We start from the raw sequence: 23,803 nt of genomic DNA on the forward strand, positions 1-23,803 counted from the left end.
GCCCGTATCGCCTTCGCACTGCTCAAGACCGATTCGCAGTATCAACCCAAATTACCCCAAACCACTTGCATGCAAACATAGAATCTCCCACAGGTGGTTTCGCTGCGATAATCGCGCCATGTCCGAGACGCCCGAAGCTGTATCGAAGTCCGCGAACCCGCGCCTGCGGGCGTTGCTCGGCCATGAGTTTTTCGCGCCGCAGCAATGGAAGCGCCGCCTTGTGCTGTGGTCCGGAGCGGTCCTGGTAGCGTTGGCCGCGATTCTCTTTGCGAAGGCCAGCACATGGGCCTATGACCTGTTTCTGGGCATCCTCAGCCATGGCGTGTGGATCCCGCTGATCCTGACTCCCGTCGTGTTCGGACTGCTCGCCTGGGTCACCGAGGGACGCTTGCGCGCTACCCGCGGCAGCGGCATTCCGCAGGTGATCAGCACGCTGCATATCGAGGACGAGGATTTTCGCGCACGCATGCTGGCGCTGCCGATTGCCGCCGGCAAGATGGCGCTGACCCTGATCGCGCTGGCCGTGGGCGCCTCGATAGGTCGCGAGGGCCCCACCGTGCATGTCGGCGCCAGTCTGTTCTACTCGCTGGGTCGACGCTTCGGCTTCACGGATGCAAAGGCTGCTTCGCGCTTCATCCTTGCCGGTGGTGCCGCCGGCATCGCCGCAGCGTTCAACACGCCACTGGCCGGTGTGATATTTGCGATCGAGGAACTCGCCGGCACGTTCGAACATCGCTTTAGTGGCCTGCTGCTGACGGCGGTGTTCATCGGCGGCCTGGTGTCGCTCGGCATCATGGGCAACTACTCCTATTTCGGCAACGTGCAGGCCACGCTGCCACTGGGCCATGCATGGCTGGCGGTGCTGCTGACGGGGATCATCTGCGGCCTGCTGGGCGGCCTGTTCGCGCGTCTGATCCTACTCAACCGGCGCGGGCCCCTCGCTTACGTCGGCCGACTGCGAGCCCATGCGCCCGTGCTGTTTGCCACCGGCTGCGGACTCGCACTGGCAGTGATCGGACTGCTTTCGCACAACACGGTGTATGGCACTGGTTACGACCAGGCGCGCGCCTTTGTGCAGGATGCTGCCACCACGCCGGGCCAGGGTTTTGGCGTCGCCAAGTTGCTGGCGAACGTGGTGTCGTACTGGGCGGGAATTCCTGGCGGCATTTTCTCGCCGGCGCTTGCTGTTGGTGCCGGCCTCGGCCACAACATCGCCTCCTTTCTGCCGAATGTGCCTGCAGCTTCAGTGGTGCTGCTGGGCATGTGCGCTTACCTGTCCGGCGTCACCGGCGCACCGTTGACCTCGACCGTCATCGCGATGGAACTGACCGACGATCACGCGATGGCCATCCCGATTATGGCAGCCTGCCTGCTTGCTCGTGCGGCGGCGTCGCTATTCTGTCCCATACCGGTCTACAAGGATTTCGCCGAACGCATGGTGCAGGACTTCGAGCAACAACAGGCTGCCCGTGCGGAGAGCGTCGAGAGGGCCCGACTGGAAGCCGAGGCGTTGCAAAACGCGGGCCCCACCAGCGCCTTCGGTGAGCCTAATGCTCCCACCGCCGACATTGACGATGATTCACCCGGCAAGCCATGAATACCGTCACGCTCAACTTCATCATGGAGTTACCGCAAGCATGAGCGAATCACGCTGGGATCGACTGCTGCTGAATGCCACGCTGGCGACGTTCGTCGGCGAATCGCCCTGTGGGCTGGTCGAGCGTGGCGCCATCGCGATACACCACGGGCGCATCGTCTGGATCGGCCAGATGGATGCACTGCCGGCGGCACCGCACACACTGGCGGTCGCGGTCGAATCACTCGACGGCGCTCTGGTCACGCCGGGGCTGATCGATTGCCACACCCACCTGGTGTTCGGCGGCGATCGCGCACATGAATTCGACCTGCGCCTGAACGGCGCCAGTTACGAGGAGATCGCCCGTGCCGGCGGCGGCATCGTGTCCACGGTGAGCGCCACCCGGGCCGCCAGCGAAGAGCTGCTATTCACGCAATCGCTGGTGCGTGCGCAGGCGCTGCTCGCCGATGGCGTGACGACGCTGGAGATCAAATCGGGCTATGGCCTGGAGCTGGAAAGCGAACGCCGCATGTTGCGCGTCGCAAGACGTCTCGGCCGGGAGCTTGGCATCACCGTGCGCACGAGTTTTCTGGGTCTGCATGCGCTGCCGCCGGAATACCAGGATCGTCGTGCAGAGTACGTGGCGCTTGTCTGCGACGAGATGCTGCCCGCACTCACCGGCGAAGGCCTGGTCGACGCGGTGGATGCCTTTTGCGAAGGCATCGGCTTCACACCCGAGGAAACCCGCCGGCTGTTCGAGCGGGCAAAGCAGCTCGGCCTGCCGGTGAAACTGCACGCCGAACAGCTGTCCGATCTCGACGGTGCCGCACTGGTCGCGGAGTACGGCGGACTCTCAGCCGATCACCTGGAACACCTCAGCACATCGAGCATCGTGGCGATGGCTGCTGCTGGCACCGTCGCCGTCCTGCTACCCGGTGCGTTCTACGCGCTGCGCGAAACGAAACTGCCGCCGATCGCGCTGCTGCGCGAACACCGCGTGCCGATGGCGATCGCTACCGACTGCAACCCAGGCACCTCGCCCCTGCTGTCGCTGCGACTGGCCGCGGGGATGGCCTGCACCTTGTTCCGGCTAACGCCCGAGGAAGCGCTGCGCGGCGTCACCGTCAACGCAGCACGTGCACTGGGGCTAGATGATCGCGGCACGCTGGCGATTGCCCAGCGCGCCGACCTGGTTGTCTGGAACGCACGCCTGCCAGCCGAACTCTGCTACTGGATCGGTGGCAACATGGTGCGTGAGTTGTGGCTTGGCGGTGAGCAAGTATCGACGGCTGCCTGAACCTCGCGGCTCGGCCGAGATCGTACTTAGTCGGTTATGCCGGAGCTCGGGAAACCGCGGCGATGCGCGCAGCCAGCGCATCATGAAACGACGTCGGCAAGTCGGCCTGCACGGGCACCCGCCACCAATGCGGCCGGGCAAAGCGCTGGCATTTGACCGCGTCCTTGTCGGTCATCAGCACCGGCAAGTCATCGTTGAAATTCAGATCGGCGGGTGCAAAAGCGTGGTGGTCCGCAAACGCATGCTCGATCAGCTCGATACCCGCCGCACGCAGGCTGGCGAAGAAGCGTTGTGGATTGCCAATGGCAGCCACGGCATGCGCGCGCTGTCCCCTGAAACTGGCCAGCGATTGTTGCTGCCCGTCGCACAGCGCGACTACTTCACCGCCGCGCAATTGCATCGGATATTCACCATCGGCCGCGACACCACCATTGCAGACCCGCAAGTCCACCCGCTGCAGTCGACTCAACGGCTCGCGCAGTGGTCCCGCTGGCAATAGCCGTCCATTGCCAAAGCGGCGCACACCATCGATCACGCAGATTTCCACATCACGCGCCAGCGCGTAATGCTGCAGGCCGTCATCGGCGATCAATACATTGCAGCCGGCGTCGAGCAGCAGCTGTGCGGCAGCCGGGCGATTGCGCCCCACGGCCACTGGTACGCCACTACTGCGGATCAGACAGGGTTCGTCGCCGACGCATGCGGGGTCCGGCGTATCACCCAACAACAGCGGATCACGTTGGCTGCCTCCGTAACCGCGACTTACCACGCCCGGCGAGTAACCGCGGCTGCGCAAGGCTTCGACCACTGCGAGAGTCAGCGGCGTCTTGCCGGTGCCGCCCACGCTCAGGTTGCCGATCACGAGAACGGGAACGGGCAGACGCACACTGGTTAGCCAACCGGCACGGTAGAGTCCGCTACGCAGGCGTATCGCGGCGCCATAAAGCGTCGCCAGCGGCCATGCCCACCACGGCACCGGGCCGTTGCCGTACCAGGCTGATTCGAGCGTGTCGATCAGCGCCATGGATGATCCTCAGTTGCCGACTTGATCGTTGACTTGATCGTGGAACTGCATCCGGTGCAGCGCGGCGTATTGCCCATTGAGTGTGATCAGCTCGGCATGCGTTCCGCGTTCGATGATGCGCCCTTGATCCATCACTGCGATCTGGTCAGCCCCCTCGATGGTGGACAGTCGATGCGCGATCACCAGCGTGGTGCGGTCGCGCATCAATCGCTGCAGTGCCTGCTGGATCAGCCGCTCGGATTCCGTATCAAGCGCGCTGGTCGCCTCGTCCAGCACCAGGATGGGTGCGTTCTTCAGGATCGCGCGGGCGATCGCGATACGCTGGCGTTGGCCACCGGACAACATGTTGCCGCTCTGACCGATCTGGGTGTGCAGGCCTTGCGGCATGCGCGCGATGAACTCCATTGCATTCGCTGCCTCGGCAGCGGCGATGATGTCCGCTTCGCTGGAACCGGCCAGTTCACCGTAGGCGATATTGTTGGCGACCGTATCGTCGAACAACATTACGCTCTGCCCCACCCAAGCGATCTGCCGACGCAACGAGTCGAGCGTATAGCTTTCGTAATCCTGGCCATCCAGCACGATGTGGCCGGTGGTCGGCGCATAAAAGCGCGGCAGCAGGCTGACCAGACTGCTCTTGCCGCTGCCGGAGCGCCCGACCAGCGCGGTGACCGTTCCGGGCGCGCAATGCAGATCCACGCCGCGCAAGGCCTCAAAATCATTCCGCGGATACACCAGCCTGACGCTATCGAAGCGCAAATCACCCTGAGTACGTGTCAGATCGCGACTGCCCTGATCGATCTCGGGCGGCAGGTCGATGACTTCGAACAGGTCTTCAGCAGCAGACAGGCCTCGCTGGATATTTGCCTGGACGCCGGTGAGGCGTCTGAGCGACGGCATCATGGCGCCCATCGCCGTCAGCACGGCGAAGAAAACGCCCGGCGACATTTCATTCAGCACCTGCGGCCGCGTGCCCAAAAATACCAGTACCGCCAGCGCGGTTGCCGCCACCAGCTGGATCGTGGAACTGGACGCTGCATTGGTCGCCGCAATCTTCAGATTGAGCCGGCGGGTGTTTTGCGTGATCTGGTCGAAACGAGCGGCCTCATATCCCTGCCCGCCGTAGATACGCACCTCGCGGTGTGCGCCGACCGACTCTTCCACCGTGCCCGTGACCGAGCCCATGCCGCCCTGGATGCGTCGGCTGATCTGACGGTAACGCCTGCTGACCACGGTGGCGACCAGCGCAATCGCCGGCACCATCACTAGCAGCGACAGGGTGAGATATGCGCTGTTGTGCAACATCACGAACAGCATGGCGATAACCGTGAAACCATCGGTCACTGCGACTTTCAAGGCATCGGTGGACGCCGAAGCAACCTGCTCGCTGGTGTAGGTAATGCGGGAAACCTGCTGCCCCGATGGCTCGCTGCCAAAAAACGCGGCCGGAAGCTTCAGATAGGTCACAAAGACATCGTGCTGCATCGTCTGCACCACATGCCGACCGATGTAGGAGATGCCGTAATCACTGACAAAAGTGCCGCAGGAGCGCACAAAAAAGATGCCCATGATCCAGATCGGCATCCAGAAGATCAGATACGCATCTTTTTTTGCAAAAAGATCATCGATCATCGGCCGGAGTTCATTGGTAAAGAGCGCCAATCCGCCGCCATCCAGCAGCATGCCGACCAGCGCAACCAGGCCGATCGGCCAGTAGCGTGCGCTATACCCCAGCAGGCGCTTGTAGATGCGCCAGCTTTCGGCATCCCACACGCCGACTTTCTGGCTACTCACTGGCCCGAGCCCGGCTTACTCGGTGTGGTGGCGATCGACAAACGGGTGAACCCCAGCTGGCCCAGCGCGTCCATCGCGGTCACCACGTCCTGGTTCGGCGTCATCGCATCGGCGCGGATGATGACCTGACGGTCGCGGTCGGTCCCCGCGTTGCGGGCGATGGTTTGCTTGAGTGGTTCGACGCCTTCACCCTGTACTTCATCGCTGCCTACATAGAAGCGACCGTCACGGTCGATCATGATCGTCAGCGCCGGGCTGGTCATGTCGCGATCCTGCGCACTGGCCTTGGGCAGTGTGACCTGCAGGCGCGAGTGCTGCACGAACGTGCTGGTCAGCACGAAAAACATCAACAGGGTCAGCAGCACGTCGATCAACGGAATCACGTTGATCTCGAAATCGTCCTGGCGGCGGTCGTTACCGATACGCATCGGTGCGCTCTCAGACCGCGCCCGGCGCGGATGGTGTCGACACCCGTCGCGGCCGGACCGGTGTCGTTGCGGTAGCGGGCGTCAGCGTCAGATCGTCGAGCAAGGCCGTCGCCTGCTTTTCCATCTCCACGCAATAGCCGGCCACCCTTGAACGGAAATAGCGGTGCAGTACATAGGCCGGGATCGCCACGGTCAGACCCGACGCCGTGCAGATCAACGCCTCGCCGATGCCACCGGCCATCTTGGCCGGGTCGCCGATGCCGCCAGCCATCACTTCCATGAACATGCGGATCAGGCCGATCACGGTGCCAAACAGGCCCAGCAACGGGCCGATCAACGCGATCGTGCCCAGGCTGTTGAGGTAACGCTCCATCCGGTGGATCACGTGCCGACCGGTGTCCTCGATGCGCTCCTTGATGAGTTCACGCGAGCGGTTGCGCACGGCCAGCGCCGAGGCCAGCAATTCGCCCAGCGGCGAACCAGCCGCCAGCGATTCCAGATGGCGGGGGTCCAACTGGCCCGTACGCGCCCACTCGCGCACCTCGTCGCCCAGGCCCGGCGGCAATACCGACTTGCGGCGCAGGGTCCAGCAACGCTCAAGCACGATCGCCAGGGCGATCGCCGAACAGATCAGGATGGGCACCATCGCCCAGCCACCAGCCATCAGAATTTCCAGCACGTTTCGACCCCACCGCAAGACCCATCGACGAGCGCGCATGATAGCAGTGTCGCCCCCGCGTACTGCGGCACGCGTGGCATTCCCAGCTTCATCCAGGACGTGACTCATTCACGCCAGTAGCGGGGTTGCCGCTGCCGCCAGCCCCGCTCCCGCCGCGCGCCGGCATCCATCGGAAAATCCAGCGGAACCGCGCCCTGTTCCGCCGTATTGAACACCGGCACCTGCGCCTCGGCATAGCGCGCCAGCACTTCCGGCTTGGGGTGACCAAAGTGGTTGCGCCAGCCCGCCGAGACCACCGCAAACGGGGCCCGCACGGCAGCAATGAAGGCCCCACTGGACGAGGTTTTGCTGCCGTGATGCGGCACCAGCAAGACGGGCGGCATGCCGGGCCCGAGGGCTGCGGCGACCTGCGGCTCCATTTTCGAGCTGATATCGCCGGTCAGCAGCATCCGCCCAGCACGGCCCTCGACCAGCAACACGCAGGAGCGATCGTTACCCTTGCCGCTGAGTGCGTCGGCCGCAGGGCTCAGAACGCGAAAACGCACGCCGTCCCATTGCCAGGACTGTCCGGCGACACACTGTTGCATCGGGAACGTCATCCGCGCAGGTTCACCGGCATACTTCTGCGCTTGCGGAAACGCCGTGGCGACCGCCTTGGCGCCGCCGGCATGATCATTGTCGGCGTGGCTGATCATCAGCATGTCCAGCCGCGTGATGCCCAGCGCATGGATCGACGGCAGCACCACCGACTCACCCAGATCGAAACCCGACGGATAACGCGCACCGGCGTCGTACACCAACACATGGTCGCGCGTGCGCAGCAGCACCGACAAACCCTGCCCGACATCCAGCACCCACACCTGAAATGCGCCATCCAGCGGTAGCTGCCGTGGGGGCGACAGCAGCGGCAGAAACAGCAGCAGGCCGAGCCAGCGCAATGGCACGCCACGCGGCAGAAAGATCCACCATGCGCCCAGCGTTGCCAGCAGCAAGGCCCATGGCTGTACGGTCGGCAGATACCAGTGCGCACCGGGCCAGGTCGCCATTTGCTCCAGCAACCACCATTGCGCGTGCGCCAGTTGCGCCGCCAGCCACAGCACGGGTGTCGCCAACGGTGGGCACAGCGCCAGCAGCAACATGCCAACCAGCGCGAACGGCACGATCACGAAACTGACGAATGGCACCGCGATCAGATTGGACAACGCGCCTACCAGCGATGCCTCGCCAAAAAACCATTGGGTCAGCGGCAGCAGCGACACCGTCATCACCAGTTGTCCCGCCGACAGTTCATGGACGAACGCACGCAGGCCCCGACCGCGCGCTTGCAGGCACAACATCAGGAACGAAACGCCGACGAACGACAGCCAGAAGCCTGCCGCCAGGATGGCCAGTGGATCGACCAGCAGGATCGCGATCATCGCCAGCGCCAGGGATTGCGGGCCACTACTGCCACGCCGGCTGCAACGCGCGAGTGCCACGACAGCGATCATCAACAGCGTGCGCACGGTGGGCAGGCCGAATCCGGCCAGCGCGCTATAGACGCCGGCCGTTAACAATGCAGCCGCGGCCTGTGCCTGTGGCCGCGGCAACCAAAGTCCAAGCTGCGGCCACAGCCAGTAAGCGAATATCGCCAGCCAAACGCCGAACACAGCCGACACGCCCACATGGAAGCCAGAGATCGCGATCAGATGCGGAACGCCATTTGCGCGCGCCACTTCCCAGTCGTGCTGATCAAGCCCGCGCGTGTCGCCTACCGAAAACGCTCGCAGCAATGCGGCATCGTGTGGATCATGCACACGCGCGACGATGCCGCGTGCAATCGCATCGCGCACCCCATCCACGCACCAGGGCACGCCGCCCAGTTGCACGTTGGCGGGATCTTCGCGCACATAGCCGGTGGCGCTGATGCCTCGCTCCAGTGCGGAACGCTCGCTATCCGCGCCACCGGGATTGCGCAGGCCGCGTGGCCGCTTCAGGCGCAGCAATAACCGCCAGCGGGCGCATGGCTGCACCGGAGGCGCATCGTTGTACCAGGACACACTGATGCGGCCGCGCAAGGCGACGGGCTTTCCATCCAGGGTCGCCTGCTCCACCCGCAAGGTGAAGCTGCTCGCATCCGTGCGTACCTGCGGCAGATCACTGATTGCGCCGAGCACCACGAAGTCGCTGCCCTCCAGCGCGCGCGGCAACCGTGCATCCATCGACAACCCACCGCGCCATGCCGCCCAGACAATGCCCAGCAACACATATGCTAGCCAGCGCCAACGCGGAAAACGCCAGGCGAGCAGCACGGCGCAAAGCAGCAACAAACCGAGACACCAGTGCGGCGGCAACTTCGGCAGCCATTGCACCAACAGCACTCCGGCCAGTAGCGCCATGGCTGCCAAGATTGCTGCCGGCATTGCCGTCACTCGTGCCCATCCCATGCACCGCGCTCCATCCTGGATCCCATCGAGCCTAACTCGACGACCGCCGCATCAAGGATGAAAAACATGTAGGCGCGAGGCCTGACTGCAGACGCGAGCCCGTCTCTATAGATACGAGGCTGGACGAAAGCCCCAGATCGGTCCCCTCCCCTGCTTGCAGGGGAGGGTCAGGGTGGGATCGCTCTTGATCCTTAGCAGGTCCGGAGCACCCCCTCCGAGCAGGAGGAGGAGCAACGCAGCGCGGCGTAGGTTGGGATGAGCGTCAGCGAATCCTAACGCCGTGGTGCGGGGGTGTTGGGCATCGCTGGCGCTCACCCCAACCTACGTGGGCTCGCCCCCTGCTCGCAGGGGACCGAGCCATCAGACCCTTGCGGGTTCTTGCAGCACGCCATTGTGCAGTACCAGCGTGCGATCCATTCGCGCGGCCAGTCGGGTGTCGTGGGTGACCAGGATGAAGCTGGTGCCAATCTCCCGGTTGAGCTCCAGCATCAGTGCATAAACCTGTTCGGCGTTGGCTTCATCGAGGTTGCCGGTGGGCTCGTCACCCAGCACGCAGGCTGGCCGGGTCACCAGGGCGCGCGCTACCGCACAACGCTGACGCTCACCACCGGACAGCTCCGACGGCTTGTGATGAGTGCGTGCACCCAGACCCACGCGCTCAAGCAGCGCCGCAGCCTGCCGCTGCGCTTCGGCGATCGCCGTGCCGCGAATCAGCAGCGGCATGCACACGTTCTCCAGCGCAGTGAACTCGGGCAGCAGATGATGAAACTGGTAGATGAAACCCAGCGAACGATTGCGCACGCGACCGCGCTCGGCATCGGAAAGTCTGGACAGCACACGGCCGTCCACTTCCACTTCGCCGGAGGTCAGCGTGTCGAGTCCGCCAATGAGATGCAGCAGCGTGCTCTTGCCCGAACCGGAGGCCCCGACAATCGCCATCGTCTCGCCACGCCGCAGCGTAAAGCTGACGTCGCTCAGCACCTCGGTGCGCAAGTCGCCTTCGGCGTAGGTCTTGGCAACATGGCTGGCGCGCAGCACGTTTTCGCCGGCTGGATGGTTGGAGCCGGTGTGGTTCTTGGAGGCTGAATTCATGGCGGTCTTATTCATAGCGCAGTGCCTGCGCCGGCTGCGTGCGCGAGGCACGCCATGCGGGGTACAACGTGGCCAGCAGCGAGAACGTAAACGTGAGCAACGAAACCCACAGCACATCGTGCCAAAGCAGCAAGCTCGGCACCTCGCTGATGTAGTAGACGTCCGGCGACAGGAAGGTGACGTGGAACGTGTGCTCGATCCACTTGATGATGCCGGGCAGTTTCCACGACAGCAGCGAGCCCAGCCCCACACCGAAACCAATACCGACAAACCCGACCAGCACGCCCTGCACCATGAACATGCCCATGATGCTGCGCGGCGTGGCGCCGAGCGTGCGCAGGATCGCAATATCCGCCTGCTTGTCGGTGACCAGCATCATCAGCATCGAGATCAGGTTGATCACAGCGACCAGGATGATCAGCGACAGGATCACGAACATCACCATCTTCTCCATCGACAGCGCGGAGAACAGATTCGAGTTCGTGTCCATCCAGGTCTGAACCCGGTATACCTGCCCCAGTTTGTCGGCCAGTTCGCTGGCCACCGGACGGGCGCTGAACAGGTCATCAAGACGCAGACGAATGCCAGTAGGGCCAGTCAGACTGTTGAGCTTTTGGGCATCGCCCATATTGACCAGGGCGAGACCGGAATCGAATTGCTCCATGCCCAGTTCGAACACCCCCACCACGTGGAAACTGCGCATCCGCGGTACGCCACCCATCGGGGTGGCGCGCAGCTGCTGCACTGCCATCGTCACGCGGTCACCAACGCCGACGCCCAGCGACATTGCCAGCTCCTTGCCGAGCACGATATTCCAGCTGTCCGGTGTCAGGTCGCTGAGCTTGCCTTGGACCATGTGCTGATTGATGTCGTCGACCTTCGGCTCCAACGCCGGTTCGATACCACGCACCAACGCGCCACTGGAGTGTTGCGCGCTCAAATACGCCTCGGTTTCTACATACGGCGCGGCGCCCTGCACATGCGGGTTCGCCTCGGCGATCTGCAGCGCGCGCGGCCAATCCTGCATGCTCTCGCCAATGCCCGAGATGGTCGCGTGCGATACCGCACCAAGGATGCGTGAACGCATCTGGAAGTCGAAGCCGTTCATCACCGACATGACCGTAATCAGCGCAATCACGCTGATCGCGATGCAGACGATCGACACGGTGGAAATGAACGAGATGAACTGGTTGCGTCGCTTGGCGCGCGTGTAGCGCAGGCCGATGAAGAGTTCGAGCGGTCGGAACATGGGGGTTCGCTTGTGAGGATCGCAGGGCGGACGCCCGGACGCCTATTATCAGGCATTCGGTGAGACCGCGCTGCGGTGACGAAGTTGCCGACAGATCCCGTCATCGAGATCAGGTCACGGGATCAGAGCCGCGGCACGGCCTCACCCGGCTGGATGGTCGCCAGCCGCATGCGCAGGCGTCGGCGGATGTCTGCATCGCTATTGTCCGGTGCCAGCAGCAAGACCTGCACGCCATGTTCCGTCGTCAGCAGGCGCAACAACACCAACGGACCGAGCACGCGAAATGATGCCAGTGTGGCCGCAACGTCCTCATGCGAGGCCAGGTGCAGCGTCCAGCTATTGTCGGCACTCCATCCGGCAGCCATTACCGGTGAGTTCATCGTCTTGCGGGCAGACCGCCCTATCGCCAGCAGCACGCCCGCCAGCAGCGGCCACTTCAGCCAGGGTGCAAGCGCGCTTAGTGCCAATGAAAGTACGACGAGAACTCCAAGGAAAATCAACAGTCGCCGGAACATCCGCGACGGCTGATATTCAAAGCCGATGGCGGGTGCGGATGTCATCGATGATCGCTTGCCAGTCCTGCCGCTGCGGACGCGCGTGGCCCATGACCCAGTCCCATAGCTCCGGATCCTGCGCGTCGAGCAGTTCGTCGAACGCCTGTCGCTGCGCTTCGTCGGCGCTGGCAAAACGTTCGTCCAGCCAGCCGCCGAACAAGGCATCGAGCTCACGGGTACCGCGACGGGTGCGCCAGCGCAGGCGCTTGAGACGGGCAGCGTCCATAAGATCAAATCGCGCGAAGCGCCTCCGTGGCCTCCTCTCCCCCTCGGGGAGAGGATTGAGGTGAGGGGACAATCTTGCGGGACGCCATCAACGAAGGGAAGCGTCTTTCGATCAACTCCCTCCGCGAGCACCTGCCCCACACCCTGCCCTCTCCCCAAGGGGGAGAGGAGACGAAGCAGCGACTGAATTGCCTCCTCTCCCCTTCGGGGAGAGGATTGAGGTGAGGGGGCAGTCTTGCGGGACGCCGCACCGAGGGGAAGCATCCTTCGGTCAATATCCCCGCGAGCACCCGCCCCTCAACCGCCCTTCGGGCACCTTCTCCCCGCAGGGGAGAAGGGAGAGGGTTAGCCGCGGCGCTCCACCATCAGCTTCTTGATCTCGGCAATCGCCTTGGCCGGATTCAGGCCCTTCGGGCAGGTGCGCGTGCAGTTCATGATGGTGTGGCAGCGATACAGCTTGAACGGATCTTCCAGATCGTCGAGCCGCTCGCCCGTCGCCTCGTCGCGACTGTCGACGATCCAGCGATAGGCCTGCAACAGGATCGCCGGGCCAAGATATTTTTCACCGTTCCACCAATAGCTGGGGCAGCTGGTCGAGCAGCAAGCGCACAGGATGCATTCGTACAGCCCGTCGAGCTTCTTGCGCTCTTCCGGTGACTGCAGGCGCTCGCGATCCGGCGCCGGACTCTGCGTGCGCAACCACGGCTTGATCGAAGCGAACTGGGCATAGAAATGGGTCAGATCGGGCACAAGATCCTTCACCACCTGCATGTGAGGCAGCGGATAGATCTTGACGTCACCGGAAGCGCACTCCTCGATCGCACGGGTGCAGGCCAGCGTGTTGGTGCCGTCGATATTCATCGCGCAGGAACCGCAGATGCCCTCGCGGCAGGATCGACGCAGCGTCAGCGTGGGGTCGATCTCGTTCTTGATCTTCAGCAGCGCGTCCAGAACCATCGGACCGCACGCCGCCAGATCGACCTCGTAGGTATCGATGCGGGGGTTCTGGCCGTCATCCGGCGACCAGCGATAGACGCGGAAGGTGCGCGGCTTCTTGGCATCCTTGGCGGGGAAATGCTTGCCAGGCTGGATCTTTGAATTTTTCGGTAGCGAAAACTCTGCCATGTCCTGAACCCTTCAATCTTCTATAGGAGGGGCTTGCACCCCGACCGCACAACAATAGATTTGACGCCGATGGCGACCGCAGCCGCCGCCGGAATCAGTACACGCGCTTCGCCGGCGGCACCACCTTGACCTCATCGGTCAGGGTGTACATGTGCACCGGACGGAAGTCGAAGCTGGTCTTGCCGGCCTCGTCCACCTTCACCAGTGTGTGCTTCTGCCAGTGGACGTCATCGCGATCGGGGAAGTCCTCGCGAGCATGGCCGCCGCGGCTTTCCGGACGCTGTTCGGCCGAGTGCATCGTGGCCACCGCCTGATCCAGCAGGTTGGCCAATTCGAGCGTTTCGATCAGGTCCGAGTTCCATACCATCGAGCGGTCGCTGACGTGGACGTCCTTGAACGATTCGCGCACGGCGGAGATCTTCTCGGAACCTTCCTTCAACGTAGTGCCGGTGCGGAACACCGCCGCATCGCTCTGCATGATCCGCTGCATCTCCAGCCGGAGCTGCGCGGTCGGCTTGCTGCCGTTCGCGTTGCGCAGGCCGTCGAAGCGGGCCAGTGCCTTGTCCAGGACATTGGCTGGCAGATCCTGATGCGCCGTCTCCGGCTTGATCAGTTCGGCGCAGCGATGCGCCACCGCGCGACCGAACACCACCAGATCGAGCAGCGAGTTGGAGCCGAGACGATTCGCGCCATGCACCGACACACAAGCCGCTTCGCCGATCGCGAACAGGCCCGGCACGATCGCATCGACGTCGTCGCCGCGCTTCTGCACCACTTCGCCGTGGTAGTTGGTCGGAATGCCGCCCATGTTGTAGTGAACGGTCGGGATAACCGGAATGGGTTCTTTCGTCACATCCACGCCGGCAAAGATGCGCGCCGACTCGGCGATGCCCGGCAGGCGCTCGTGAATCACATCGGCGCCCAGGTGCATCAGGTTGATGTAGATGTGGTCCTTGTGCTCGCCGACACCACGCCCCTCACGAATTTCCATCGTCATCGCGCGGCTGACCACGTCGCGTGAAGCGAGGTCCTTCGCGTTCGGCGCGTAGCGCTCCATGAAGCGCTCGCCGTTCGAGTTGGTCAGGTAACCACCCTCACCGCGCACGCCTTCGGTGATCAGGCAGCCTGCCCCGTAGATGCCGGTCGGATGGAACTGCACGAACTCCATGTCCTGCAGCGCGAGACCCGCGCGCAGCACCATGCCGCCGCCGTCACCGGTGCAGGTATGCGCCGAGGTGGCGCTGAAGTACGCGCGGCCGTAACCGCCGGTCGCCATCACCACTGCGTGACCGCGGAAGAAATGCAGGGTGCCCTCATTCATGTCGAGCGCGAGCACGCCGCGGCAAACGCCTTCGGCATCGAAGATCAAATCGATCGCGAAGTATTCAATGAAGAATGTGGCGTCATGCGCCAGTGCCTGCTGATACAGCGTGTGCAGGATCGCGTGACCGGTGCGGTCCGCCGCGGCGCAGGTGCGCTGCGCGGTGCCCTTGCCGTAATGCGTGGTCATGCCGCCGAACGGGCGCTGGTAGATCTTGCCTTCATCGGTGCGCGAGAACGGAACACCGTAATGTTCCAACTCGATGATCGAGGGAATCGCCTCGCGGCACATGTACTCGATCGCGTCCTGGTCGCCCAGCCAGTCAGAGCCCTTGACGGTGTCGTAGAAATGAAAGCGCCAGTCATCCTCGCCCATGTTGCCGAGCGCTGCAGAAATGCCGCCCTGCGCCGCGACGGTATGCGAACGGGTCGGGAACACCTTGGTGATGCAGGCTGCCTTGAGGCCCTTCTCGGCCAGGCCGAATGTCGCGCGCAAACCAGCACCGCCGGCGCCAACCACGATCACGTCATATTTGTGTTGCTGGATCTTGTAGCTTTCCATGAAACCTTATCCTCGCGTCTTATGGAGTCAGCGCAATGCGCAGCACGGCCAGCACGCTCGCCAGCGCGCCCAGCACCGCAAGGAACTTGATCGCCACCAGCAGGAGCACTTCCTTCCAGCGGGTGTGCACGTAATCTTCAACCACCACCTGCAAACCGAGCACGGCATGCCAGAACATACTCAGCACGAAGGCGATCAGCAAAAGCGCGTTCCATGGCTTGGCCACGGCAGCGCGCGCCGTGGCGTAGTCGGCGTGCAGCAGGCACAGCACGGTGACCACAAACCAGACGCCCAGCAGAACCAGCGCGGCGGCAGTCATCCGCTGTGCCCACCAGTGGCCCACACCGGACTGGGACGAGCCCAGACCACGGGCAACCTTGAGCGGATCGCGCCGGTCTTTCAGGGGGAGCTCCTTCGCGCTCATGCCGCACCTCCGGCCGTCAGCACATAGGCCCAGACCAGCAGCGTCAGCACGACGCTGGCAATCACGGACAACCAGCTGGAACGCACGAACTGAGTAATGGCGTAACCCGCGCCGGCGTCCTGGATCAAGTGCCGGATGCCATTGCACAGATGGTAGAACAGCGCCCAGGTCCAACCGATCAGCAACACCATGCCGAGCGGGCTGCCGATCATGCTTTTGAAATGATTGAAGCTGTCTTCACCTGCGGCCAGATCCAGCAGGCCGCAAATCACCAGCAGGCTGCCGACGGCCAGGGCGATGCCGGTAGCTCGATGCAGGATGGAGGTCACCATCTGCACTTGCCATCTATACACCTGCATATGCGGAGAGAGCGGTCGTCGCGTATCTGCCATGGCGGCTATCCTGAGTGGAATCGCTAATGTCCGCGCTGTTCCTGACCCTGTCCTTGCGCGCGATCGGCGACTGGTCGCCACCGCTGCGGTCGTTCAGAAGTCGATGCAGCGTCCGTTCTTTTCCCAATCGCCGTAACGGGTGGGATCAGGAGCCGGTCGCTCCACCGGCACCTTGTCCAGCACCGGCTTTGCAGGCACGGCGGTTACCTCCGTCGGAACGGATGGAGGTTTGGATTCGGTTGATGAGGAGATGTCGGACATGGTTTTGGTAACCGCCAAAGGTTAATACTTGCGGCAAAGCAGCACAACCTTGACGACGTCCGCGTCAAGAGCGCCACGGAGCGGGACACTTGCACTTGGCACCCATCGCCCCAACTCTGGTTGCCCTATGCCGACACCCTACTCCGCACAAACCCTGCTGATCGAAGGCCCCGACGCCATAGCGTTTGCCCACGCCCAGTTCAGCAGCAAAGTCAACTCACTCGCGATCGGCGAATGGCAATTCAGCGCATGGCTCAATCCGCAAGGCCGGGTGCGTGCGCTGTTTCACCTGGCCAGGCTCAGCGACGATCGACTGCTACTACTGTTACGCGGCGGTAACGCCGAGGCGATGGCAGAAGCACTCCGACGTTTTGTGTTTCGCTCGAAACTGACGTTGACAGTTGTGCCACCTCGCGCACTCGTTACCGGCCCTGCACTACCCATGCATATAGTTCGCGTCGAAGGCGAAACACTCGCGCTCGGTTGCGGCACGCACAGCATGCAGATCGAGACCGCAGGAGAAACTGACGATCGCTGGCACTTGCCGCAGATGCTTGAAGGATGGCCATGGCTGCCCGAGCAATCACTCGGCGAACTGTTGCCACCAGCGTTGTCGCTGCAGCGCCTGCAAGCGGTCGTTATCGACAAGGGATGCTATCCAGGCCAGGAAATTGTCGCGCGTCTGCATTATCGCGGCGGCCACAAGCAGCACATGCATAGCGTCGAATTGTCGCAGCCTGCGATCGCTGGCGAAGCGCTACTTCGCGACGGACGCGAAGTCGGCGTGTTGCTCGATGTGATCACGACGAATGAAGACATCAAAGCGTTGGCCGTGCTGCATGACGACGTTGTTTCAACAAAAACAAATGGACGTCTAAATGCTTTAGACGACAAACTCGTGATTCATATCGACGCATCATGGCCGGCGTAAAAACATTCGCATCGATCACAAATTTGCGTATAGCTTCTGTAAACTAATTGTGAGCGTAAGGTGAATCCAAACCCCTCGGCACTTGCCATTAGAGAAATGCGCCACTAGTCTCCGTCGATCGAATATCGCGGCGTCCGGAACACGGGGCGCCGATGTACGCGACGAACCGGAAGAGTCCGGATCGGCGCGACCCGGCAAACAGCCGGATGGAATATCCGCATCGCATCACGAATGCGGAGCAGTTGCAGGCAACACGACCGAAGCGGTCGCGCAACGCCAGCAGCACACAATCCTGATCGGCACTGACAAGCCGTTCGAACCGCCACAATCCCGTGGCAAAGCGCCCCAACCACAAGTTTCGGTTGTGGCGATTGATCCAGGTGGAACGGCCTGCCCGCCCGTCCACCGCAATGGCGCGCAAAGCAAACAATCTGCATTGCGCGTACAGCACGTTGGAGGCAGAACCATGAAACTTTCCATGCTGTTGTGGCTGACGTCATTGATGCCCCAGCCCGTCGCGGATCAGGCCTGTCTAGCCACGACCGTGTACCTGGAAGCCCGTAGCGAACCGACCATCGGCCAGCTCGCCGTCGCAGAAGTAGCACTGCGTCGTCGCGATCAAGGTCGTTATGGCAAGACTGTATGCGCCGTCGTAACCGCACCGCATCAGTTCGCAACCACCACCACACCAGGCTCATTCGACGTCGACAATCTCGACTCCTTCCACAAGGCGTGGCTGGTTGCGAGCAAATCGATTCTCAACTGGCAGTTGCCCGTTGCGCAGCGCCACATGCTGGTGCCGCGCGCCGATCATTTCGCGACAGTCGATGTCGCGCCAGTGTGGTCACGCAACCACCGCAGCGTCACCATTGGCGAACATGCATTCTATGCGGTGAATTGATACGCCGCTCACGGCCACTCATTCGCCATTCCAAATAAAAAGGCCGTCGATTGACGGCCTTTTTATTTGGACGTCCAAACATATGGACGTCTATATGAAAGCAACGTCAGCGCGCATACACCCGTCCATCGCGTAGCTCGACGTAATCGCCGTTACGGATGCCAGGACCCTTACGCTGGATCACACTGACGTACTGACCGTTATCCAGACGCACAACGACATGCCACGCAGTGCTACCGCCATCCTGCTGACCTTCAACCTGCCCACCCGGCACACCAGCAGCCTCGGCGGGACCGATTACGACACCCGACGAACCGCTACCGGGATCGACCTGCCGGACGTACTGCACCACGCCGCAACTCTGGCAATGACTGTCCCGCTGGCCATACCCTTCGTCAACAGGACGGTTTGGCCCATTGGCGCAGCCGGCCAGGGCGATACCTGCGGTTAACGCGACGGCCAACGCCGTCCTGCTTGTTGGTGCATTCATGATCACCCCCGAGTCAGTGGTCCAGCTTAACCAGCGTCGAAGTAAGGCGCCGCGCATTACTGCAACTGCACCCGATCGCCCGGATCATGATCCATCCGTACCGTTCGGGTGACGCCGTTGTACACATAGTGCACGTCGTAAGCCACGATATTGCCATTGGCGTTGCTGACCGTATCGCAGCGACGCTGCACCGAACTGACTACCTGACCCTGCTGGTGGCTGGCTTCAATGCGATTGCCCGCGTAACCACCACCGACCGCACCGGCCACTGTGGCCACCGTGTTGCCCTTGCCACCACCCACCATGTGACCGAGCAGGCCACCGGCGACCGCGCCAATGGCGGTGCCAGCAATATGGTGCTGATCCTTCGGTGGCTCGGTATGAGTGACCGTTACATCGTGACAGACCTGCCCGGGAGTGCTCTCCCGCACTGGCTCGACACTGACGACCTGGGCATATCTGACGCCGCCATTCGCGCCAGCATTGGCATCTGCGGCCACCGCAGCATTGGGCGCTTCGGGCGCGGTAGCCGCGCCCGCAGGTGCGCCTGGATCACTGGCAGCAACAGATCCCGCACTGCGGTTGCATGCCGACAGGCTTGTCGCCAGGGCCGCCGCGAGGCCCACATTAAGCACCTTGACCATCAAACTGTTCTTTACAATCTCCCCTTCTGCTGTTTGTTTCGGCCATGCCGGAATCGTCGGCTTGATCGAGCTCCCGGATCCACCGCGCCTCCGCGCAAGGATCTACGACCACCATTGAACGGCTATCCAGCTGAATCGAACCTAGCTCGCGTTCGTTACACTAACTTCACGTCGAGGCCGCAGTGGTCCCAGCGCCGCCATGGGAACAAACGGATCATGTTCACGCTTGCCGACAGTCATGTTCACCTCGACGACACTGCCTTTGCGGATGATCGCGACGCGGTGATCGAACGCGCAGGCCACGCCGGCGTCGAAACCATGATCATCCCAGCGGTCGACGCCGATAGCTGGCCGCGGATCAAGACCCTCTGCGCCAGCCATCGCCAGCTCTTTGCTGCCTACGGCCTGCACCCGATGTACCTGGAGCAGCATGCGCCCGAACATGTCGACGCATTATCGTCCTGGCTAGATGACGCCAGCGTCGTCGCCGTTGGCGAGATTGGGCTGGATTTTCACGTGGCCGGACTCGACCACGATCTGCAGCGACACTATTTCACCAGCCAGCTGGAGCTTGCGCGGGAACGGGAATTGCCGGTGATCGTGCATGCCCGCGGCGCACTGGAAGAAGTGATCCTCACACTGCGTCGGATACCCGGCCTGCGCGGCGTGGTGCACAGCTTCTCCGGCAGCGAGCAGCAGGCGCGGCAGCTATGGCGCATGGGCTTTCATATCGGCCTCGGCGGCCCGGTGACTTACGAACGCGCGCAACGCCTGCACCGCATCGTCACGCAGATGCCGATTGAATACCTGTTGTTGGAAAGCGATGCGCCGGACCAGCCCGATGCCTCCCACCGCGGACAGCGCAACGAGCCCGCCCGCATTGTCGAAGTACTGCGATCCATCGCGGAACTTCGCGGCGAGTCGGAAGCTTCGGTTGCTGCTGCCACCACCGCGAACGTGCGCCGTCTGTTCGACCTCGATCGACGCGCCAGCTAGAGCGCTTCACCCCGCCTGACAATTGTCACTTGCGTCACGATGCCGCGCCTTGGTATCGTTTATTTCATCAGTGAAATATAAATTGATGAAATGATGAAGCTGACAAATTGCATAGCGATGATGGACGAGGGTATCGAACGGGTGAGCCAGATCATCCCGCAGATGCCTCTCGTCGAAGCGCGGCTGTGTCGGTTGATGCTGATGGCTGGCAGCACTCTGGAAGGCGAACTCGAGCTCAAGCTCAAGCCGCACAAGCTCAACCACAGCGACTTCCTCACCCTGATGATCCTGTACAGCCGTCCAGAGGGCAGTTCCACGCCAGGCGAACTGTGTGAGTTCGCCACGCAGGGCGCCACCAATATGACGCGTATCACCAACGCACTGGTAAAGCGCGGGCTGATCACCCGCGGCGCCAGCGCGGAAGATCGCCGCCGCGTGCTGATACGCATCACGCCGGCGGGAAAGCGCTTCGTGCAAAAGATGTTGCCGCCGATGTTTCCCCGCCTCGGCGCGATGTTTGCCAACTTCACCGAAACGGACAAACACAACCTTAGCCGCTTGCTGCGCAAGCTCGCCATCAATCTCGATCAGATGGATCCGGATGCCGAATCGTGATGGCCGGCCATGGAAGACCAAGCGAATGAAGGCCAACAACAACAAGATGAAGCAAATCCTGATGAACCATTCATTTCAGCGCACAGCCACGGCAGCGGCGTTGATCCTGCTGCTGGCCAGCTGCTCGATCCCGACCAAGCTGAATCACCCGACTTTGCGCGACGACGTACCGCTCGCGGGCCTGCAGGCGCCTACCCGCGCGGGCTGGCCGGACAGCGAATGGTGGCGCGCCTACGGCGATCCTCAGCTGGATCAGCTGATCGCTATCGCCATGCAGCATTCGCCGGATCTTGAGCAGGCGCACAGCCGCGTAGTCAACGCGGAACAATCGGTGCGACTCGCCGCGGCCCAGGCCGGCCTCAACGTCAACGGCAACGCCCAGTGGGAGCGCCAGCGCCTCAGCGAAAACGGCATCATCAGCTTCCTGCCGAAAACCTTCGCGATCGACCCCTGGTACAACCAGACCGATCTCGGCCTGCAGGCGCAATACACGTTTGACTGGTGGGGCAAGAAGCGCTCGAGTATCGATGCAGCACTGGATCAGGCGCATGCCGCCGAAGCGCAGCGCAGTGCCGCCGCGCTGACCATCCAGAACGCCGTCGCCGATACTTATTTCGGTTGGCAGGGAGATCAGGCTCGACTGGCCCTGTCCGGTGAACTGGTCGATACGCAGGAAAAGTTTGCGCATATCGCCGAGCTGCGCGTGAAGCAGGGTGTTGACCTGGCCGACACCGCACAGCAGGCCAGGGCACAGCTTGCGGCGGCGCGCGAGATGCAGGTCACCCTGCAGGGCTCGGCTGAAATCCGCAAGGTCGCACTGGCTGCCCTGCTCGGCATTGCGCCGGCTGATCTTCCCGCTCTGCAGCCACGGCCGCTGCCCGAGGTGGACAGCCGCATCCCCGACAACGCGCGACTCGACCTGATCGCGCGTCGTCCCGACATCGCCGCGAGTCGCTGGCAGGTCGAGGCGGCGCTGAAACAGATCGACGTCGCACGCGCACAGTTCTTTCCGGACATCGGCATCAGTGCCATGGCTGGCCTGTCCAGCCTCGACATCGGCAAGCTGATGGAAGCTGGGAGCAGCACCTTTGCGTTGACCCCCGCCCTGCATCTTCCGATCTTCGAGGGTGGTCAGCTGAAGGCCAACTACGGCGTCAGCAAAGCCCAGCTCGGCGCTGCCGTGGCGCAATACAACGGCACTGTGGTCAGCGCCGCACACGACGTGGCGACCCAGGCACTCACCGCGCAACAGATCGCCGCGCGACGCCAGGAGCAATCCGCGCAGATCATCGCCAACGAACGACTGGTCGCCACCGCACAGGCACGCGCCCGTCAAGGCGTGCGTGACGCCCGCGAAGGCCTCGCGGCAGCCGCGCAGCTGCTGCAGCAACGCGACGATGCAGCCAGCCTGCAGGCGCAAGCCGTTTCCACCGACCTGGCCTTGATCAAGGCGCTCGGCGGTGGCTACCACAGCACCGGCGTGCCGACCCCGGGCGACGTCAGCAGCGCCAGCCCGACACCCTCTTCCCCTATGAATTCGTCCGGAGACGACGCCCATGAGCGCCACTGAGTCCGACAAGCCCCAGAGCAAACCTGCTGACGACAACGACAGCGGTCTGGCGGCGAAAAATCCGGCCAAACGCCGCAAGACCCTGTTGATCATGTTGGTCGTGTTCGTGCTCATCGGCGTGATCTGGATCCTGCTGTGGACGCTGGTGTTCTCCCGGCGCGAAACCACCGACAACGCCTATGTAAATGGCAACCAGGTGGCGATCTCCGCGCAGGTGCCGGGCACCGTGGTGGCAATCCTTGCCGACGACACGCAACACGTCGAAGCTGGCCAGATCCTGGTCAAGCTGGACAGCACTGATGCCGATGTACGCCTGAGCCAGACGCGCAGCGCACTGGCACAGGCCGTGCGGCAGGTACGCCAGCAAACCGATTCGGCCAGCAGCAGCGACGCGATGGTCGCCGCCCGCCAGGTCGACCTGACGAAGGCCGAGGCCGATCTCAAGCGCCGCCTACCGTTGATCGCCGAACAGGCCGAGGCACCGGAAAACATCCAGCATCTGCGCGACACCGTCGATCAGGCGCGCGCTGCGCTGACCTCGGCCCAAGCCCAGGCATCGGCCGAACATGCGTCGATCGAAGGCACCGACATCGCAAACAACCCGGCCGTGCTGCAGGCACGGGCGAATTTCCGCGCGGCCTGGGTCGCCGCTCAGCGCAATGCGATCTACGCACCGGTCTCCGGCTACGTGGCACAGCGCAGCGTGCAGTTGGGCAACAGCGTGCAAGCCGGCCAGCAGTTGATGACTGTGCTGCCGCTGCATGATCTGTGGATCGACGCCAACTTCAAGGAAAGCCAACTGCGTCACATCCGAATCGGTCAGCCGGTCAAGGTCGAGGCCGACATCTACGGCGGCAGCGTCAAATACCAGGGCAAGGTGATCGGCCTGGGCGCCGGCACCGGCAGCGTGTTCTCCCTGCTGCCCGCGCAGAACGCCACCGGCAACTGGATCAAGGTGGTGCAGCGCGTCCCGGTGCGCGTTGCGCTGGATAACCAGGAACTGGATAAGCATCCGCTGCGCGTCGGTTTGTCGAGCGATGTCACGGTCGACATCACCGACGACCGGGGTGCCGTGCTGGCGCCGCAGACTGAGCATCCGCCGGTGGCCGAGACGACGGTGTATGACCAGATGGCCAGCAAGGCGGATGCCGAAGCCGACCAGGTGATCCGCGCGAACCTGAGTTCTTCCGGCAACACCCGCAGCACTCGACCAAACTAAAGGCTGAGT

24 protein-coding genes are annotated in these 23,803 nt (G+C 62.9%); 8 read left to right on the top strand and 16 right to left on the bottom strand.

The genetic code is table 11. The annotated features are described in order from the left end of the window. Positions 1 to 118: 118 nt before the first annotated feature. Both HDE77_RS18340 and hutI read left to right on the top strand, forming a co-directional pair. Positions 119 to 1,597 (top strand): chloride channel protein, encoded by a 1,479-nt coding sequence (locus tag HDE77_RS18340; RefSeq protein ID WP_184419365.1) that lies wholly within the window; start codon positions 119 to 121, stop codon positions 1,595 to 1,597. 40 nt (positions 1,598 to 1,637) lie between these two features. Next, complete coding sequence (hutI, locus tag HDE77_RS18345) at positions 1,638 to 2,873, top strand: imidazolonepropionase (protein ID WP_184419366.1); 1,236 nt, start codon at positions 1,638 to 1,640, stop codon at positions 2,871 to 2,873. A 34-nt stretch (positions 2,874 to 2,907) separates the two neighbouring features. Here the strand turns inward: hutI and lpxK are convergent, their stop codons facing one another. From lpxK to HDE77_RS20610, 14 genes are all read right to left on the bottom strand, one after another. Continuing rightward, entirely contained in the window at positions 2,908 to 3,897 is a 990-nt protein-coding gene (gene lpxK / locus HDE77_RS18350; protein ID WP_184419367.1) for a tetraacyldisaccharide 4'-kinase, read from the bottom strand. Positions 3,898 to 3,906: 9 nt separating this feature from the next. Continuing rightward, positions 3,907 to 5,691, bottom strand: a complete 1,785-nt coding sequence (gene msbA, locus HDE77_RS18355; RefSeq protein ID WP_184419368.1) for a lipid A export permease/ATP-binding protein MsbA — start codon at positions 5,689 to 5,691, stop codon at positions 3,907 to 3,909. Next, on the bottom strand, positions 5,688 to 6,119 hold the full coding sequence (locus HDE77_RS18360; RefSeq protein ID WP_184419369.1) for a biopolymer transporter ExbD: 432 nt from the start codon (positions 6,117 to 6,119) through the stop codon (positions 5,688 to 5,690). Before HDE77_RS18360 ends, msbA begins: the two co-directional genes overlap by 4 nt. Before the next feature lie 10 nt (positions 6,120 to 6,129). Continuing rightward, on the bottom strand, positions 6,130 to 6,798 hold the full coding sequence (locus HDE77_RS18365) for a MotA/TolQ/ExbB proton channel family protein (RefSeq protein WP_343206135.1): 669 nt from the start codon (positions 6,796 to 6,798) through the stop codon (positions 6,130 to 6,132). Between the two features lie 104 nt (positions 6,799 to 6,902). Then, complete coding sequence (locus HDE77_RS18370; protein WP_255482805.1) at positions 6,903 to 9,224, bottom strand: DNA internalization-related competence protein ComEC/Rec2; 2,322 nt, start codon at positions 9,222 to 9,224, stop codon at positions 6,903 to 6,905. A gap of 360 nt (positions 9,225 to 9,584) precedes the next feature. Beyond that, positions 9,585 to 10,316 (bottom strand): lipoprotein-releasing ABC transporter ATP-binding protein LolD, encoded by a 732-nt coding sequence (lolD, locus tag HDE77_RS18375; RefSeq protein ID WP_184419370.1) that lies wholly within the window; start codon positions 10,314 to 10,316, stop codon positions 9,585 to 9,587. A gap of 7 nt (positions 10,317 to 10,323) precedes the next feature. Continuing rightward, positions 10,324 to 11,565, bottom strand: a complete 1,242-nt coding sequence (locus HDE77_RS18380) for a lipoprotein-releasing ABC transporter permease subunit (protein ID WP_184419371.1) — start codon at positions 11,563 to 11,565, stop codon at positions 10,324 to 10,326. Positions 11,566 to 11,687: 122 nt separating this feature from the next. Beyond that, a complete protein-coding gene (locus HDE77_RS18385; protein WP_184419372.1) occupies positions 11,688 to 12,125 on the bottom strand; it encodes a protein YgfX in 438 nt (145 codons plus the stop codon). After that, positions 12,097 to 12,345 (bottom strand): succinate dehydrogenase assembly factor 2, encoded by a 249-nt coding sequence (locus tag HDE77_RS18390; protein WP_184419373.1) that lies wholly within the window; start codon positions 12,343 to 12,345, stop codon positions 12,097 to 12,099. Before HDE77_RS18390 ends, HDE77_RS18385 begins: the two co-directional genes overlap by 29 nt. Before the next feature lie 344 nt (positions 12,346 to 12,689). Beyond that, the gene (locus HDE77_RS18395) at positions 12,690 to 13,469 is read right to left on the bottom strand and encodes a succinate dehydrogenase iron-sulfur subunit (protein ID WP_184419374.1); all 780 of its coding nucleotides are present in this window, start codon (positions 13,467 to 13,469) and stop codon (positions 12,690 to 12,692) included. Between the two features lie 94 nt (positions 13,470 to 13,563). Beyond that, positions 13,564 to 15,351 carry a succinate dehydrogenase flavoprotein subunit gene (gene sdhA / locus HDE77_RS18400; RefSeq protein ID WP_184419375.1) on the bottom strand — a complete coding sequence of 596 codons (1,788 nt, stop codon included), beginning with the start codon at positions 15,349 to 15,351 and terminating at the stop codon, positions 13,564 to 13,566. 19 nt (positions 15,352 to 15,370) lie between these two features. After that, positions 15,371 to 15,775, bottom strand: a complete 405-nt coding sequence (gene sdhD, locus HDE77_RS18405) for a succinate dehydrogenase, hydrophobic membrane anchor protein (RefSeq protein ID WP_184419376.1) — start codon at positions 15,773 to 15,775, stop codon at positions 15,371 to 15,373. Then, positions 15,772 to 16,167, bottom strand: a complete 396-nt coding sequence (gene sdhC / locus HDE77_RS18410; protein ID WP_184419377.1) for a succinate dehydrogenase, cytochrome b556 subunit — start codon at positions 16,165 to 16,167, stop codon at positions 15,772 to 15,774. Before sdhC ends, sdhD begins: the two co-directional genes overlap by 4 nt. A gap of 93 nt (positions 16,168 to 16,260) precedes the next feature. Beyond that, a complete protein-coding gene (locus HDE77_RS20610; RefSeq protein WP_255482806.1) occupies positions 16,261 to 16,365 on the bottom strand; it encodes a DUF1674 domain-containing protein in 105 nt (34 codons plus the stop codon). A gap of 190 nt (positions 16,366 to 16,555) precedes the next feature. Between HDE77_RS20610 and HDE77_RS18420 the strand changes: the two genes are divergently transcribed. Further along, positions 16,556 to 17,359 carry a folate-binding protein gene (locus HDE77_RS18420; RefSeq protein WP_184419379.1) on the top strand — a complete coding sequence of 268 codons (804 nt, stop codon included), beginning with the start codon at positions 16,556 to 16,558 and terminating at the stop codon, positions 17,357 to 17,359. Between the two features lie 466 nt (positions 17,360 to 17,825). After that, complete coding sequence (locus HDE77_RS18425; protein ID WP_255482807.1) at positions 17,826 to 18,260, top strand: cell wall hydrolase; 435 nt, start codon at positions 17,826 to 17,828, stop codon at positions 18,258 to 18,260. A gap of 106 nt (positions 18,261 to 18,366) precedes the next feature. On the opposite strand, the gene HDE77_RS18430 is transcribed toward HDE77_RS18425, so the two are convergent. Both HDE77_RS18430 and HDE77_RS18435 read right to left on the bottom strand, forming a co-directional pair. Then, the gene (locus HDE77_RS18430) at positions 18,367 to 18,750 is read right to left on the bottom strand and encodes a hypothetical protein (protein WP_184419380.1); all 384 of its coding nucleotides are present in this window, start codon (positions 18,748 to 18,750) and stop codon (positions 18,367 to 18,369) included. A gap of 56 nt (positions 18,751 to 18,806) precedes the next feature. Next, entirely contained in the window at positions 18,807 to 19,394 is a 588-nt protein-coding gene (locus HDE77_RS18435; RefSeq protein WP_184419381.1) for a glycine zipper 2TM domain-containing protein, read from the bottom strand. Positions 19,395 to 19,610: 216 nt separating this feature from the next. On the opposite strand from HDE77_RS18435, the gene HDE77_RS18440 reads away from it, so the two are divergent. The 4 genes from HDE77_RS18440 (at position 19,611) to HDE77_RS18455 (ending at position 23,794) form a co-directional block, all read left to right on the top strand. Further along, complete coding sequence (locus HDE77_RS18440) at positions 19,611 to 20,390, top strand: TatD family hydrolase (RefSeq protein WP_184419382.1); 780 nt, start codon at positions 19,611 to 19,613, stop codon at positions 20,388 to 20,390. Between the two features lie 90 nt (positions 20,391 to 20,480). Continuing rightward, positions 20,481 to 21,005 carry a MarR family transcriptional regulator gene (locus HDE77_RS18445; RefSeq protein ID WP_184419383.1) on the top strand — a complete coding sequence of 175 codons (525 nt, stop codon included), beginning with the start codon at positions 20,481 to 20,483 and terminating at the stop codon, positions 21,003 to 21,005. After that, entirely contained in the window at positions 20,992 to 22,575 is a 1,584-nt protein-coding gene (locus tag HDE77_RS18450) for an efflux transporter outer membrane subunit (protein ID WP_343206136.1), read from the top strand. The genes HDE77_RS18445 and HDE77_RS18450 overlap by 14 nt, the downstream gene beginning before the upstream one ends. Next, positions 22,562 to 23,794 carry an HlyD family efflux transporter periplasmic adaptor subunit gene (locus HDE77_RS18455; protein WP_184419384.1) on the top strand — a complete coding sequence of 411 codons (1,233 nt, stop codon included), beginning with the start codon at positions 22,562 to 22,564 and terminating at the stop codon, positions 23,792 to 23,794. Before HDE77_RS18450 ends, HDE77_RS18455 begins: the two co-directional genes overlap by 14 nt. Positions 23,795 to 23,803: the final 9 nt, after the last annotated feature.

This window comes from Rhodanobacter sp. MP7CTX1, assembly GCF_014205795.1.
In the GTDB taxonomy this organism is placed as follows: Bacteria; Pseudomonadota; Gammaproteobacteria; order Xanthomonadales; family Rhodanobacteraceae; genus Rhodanobacter.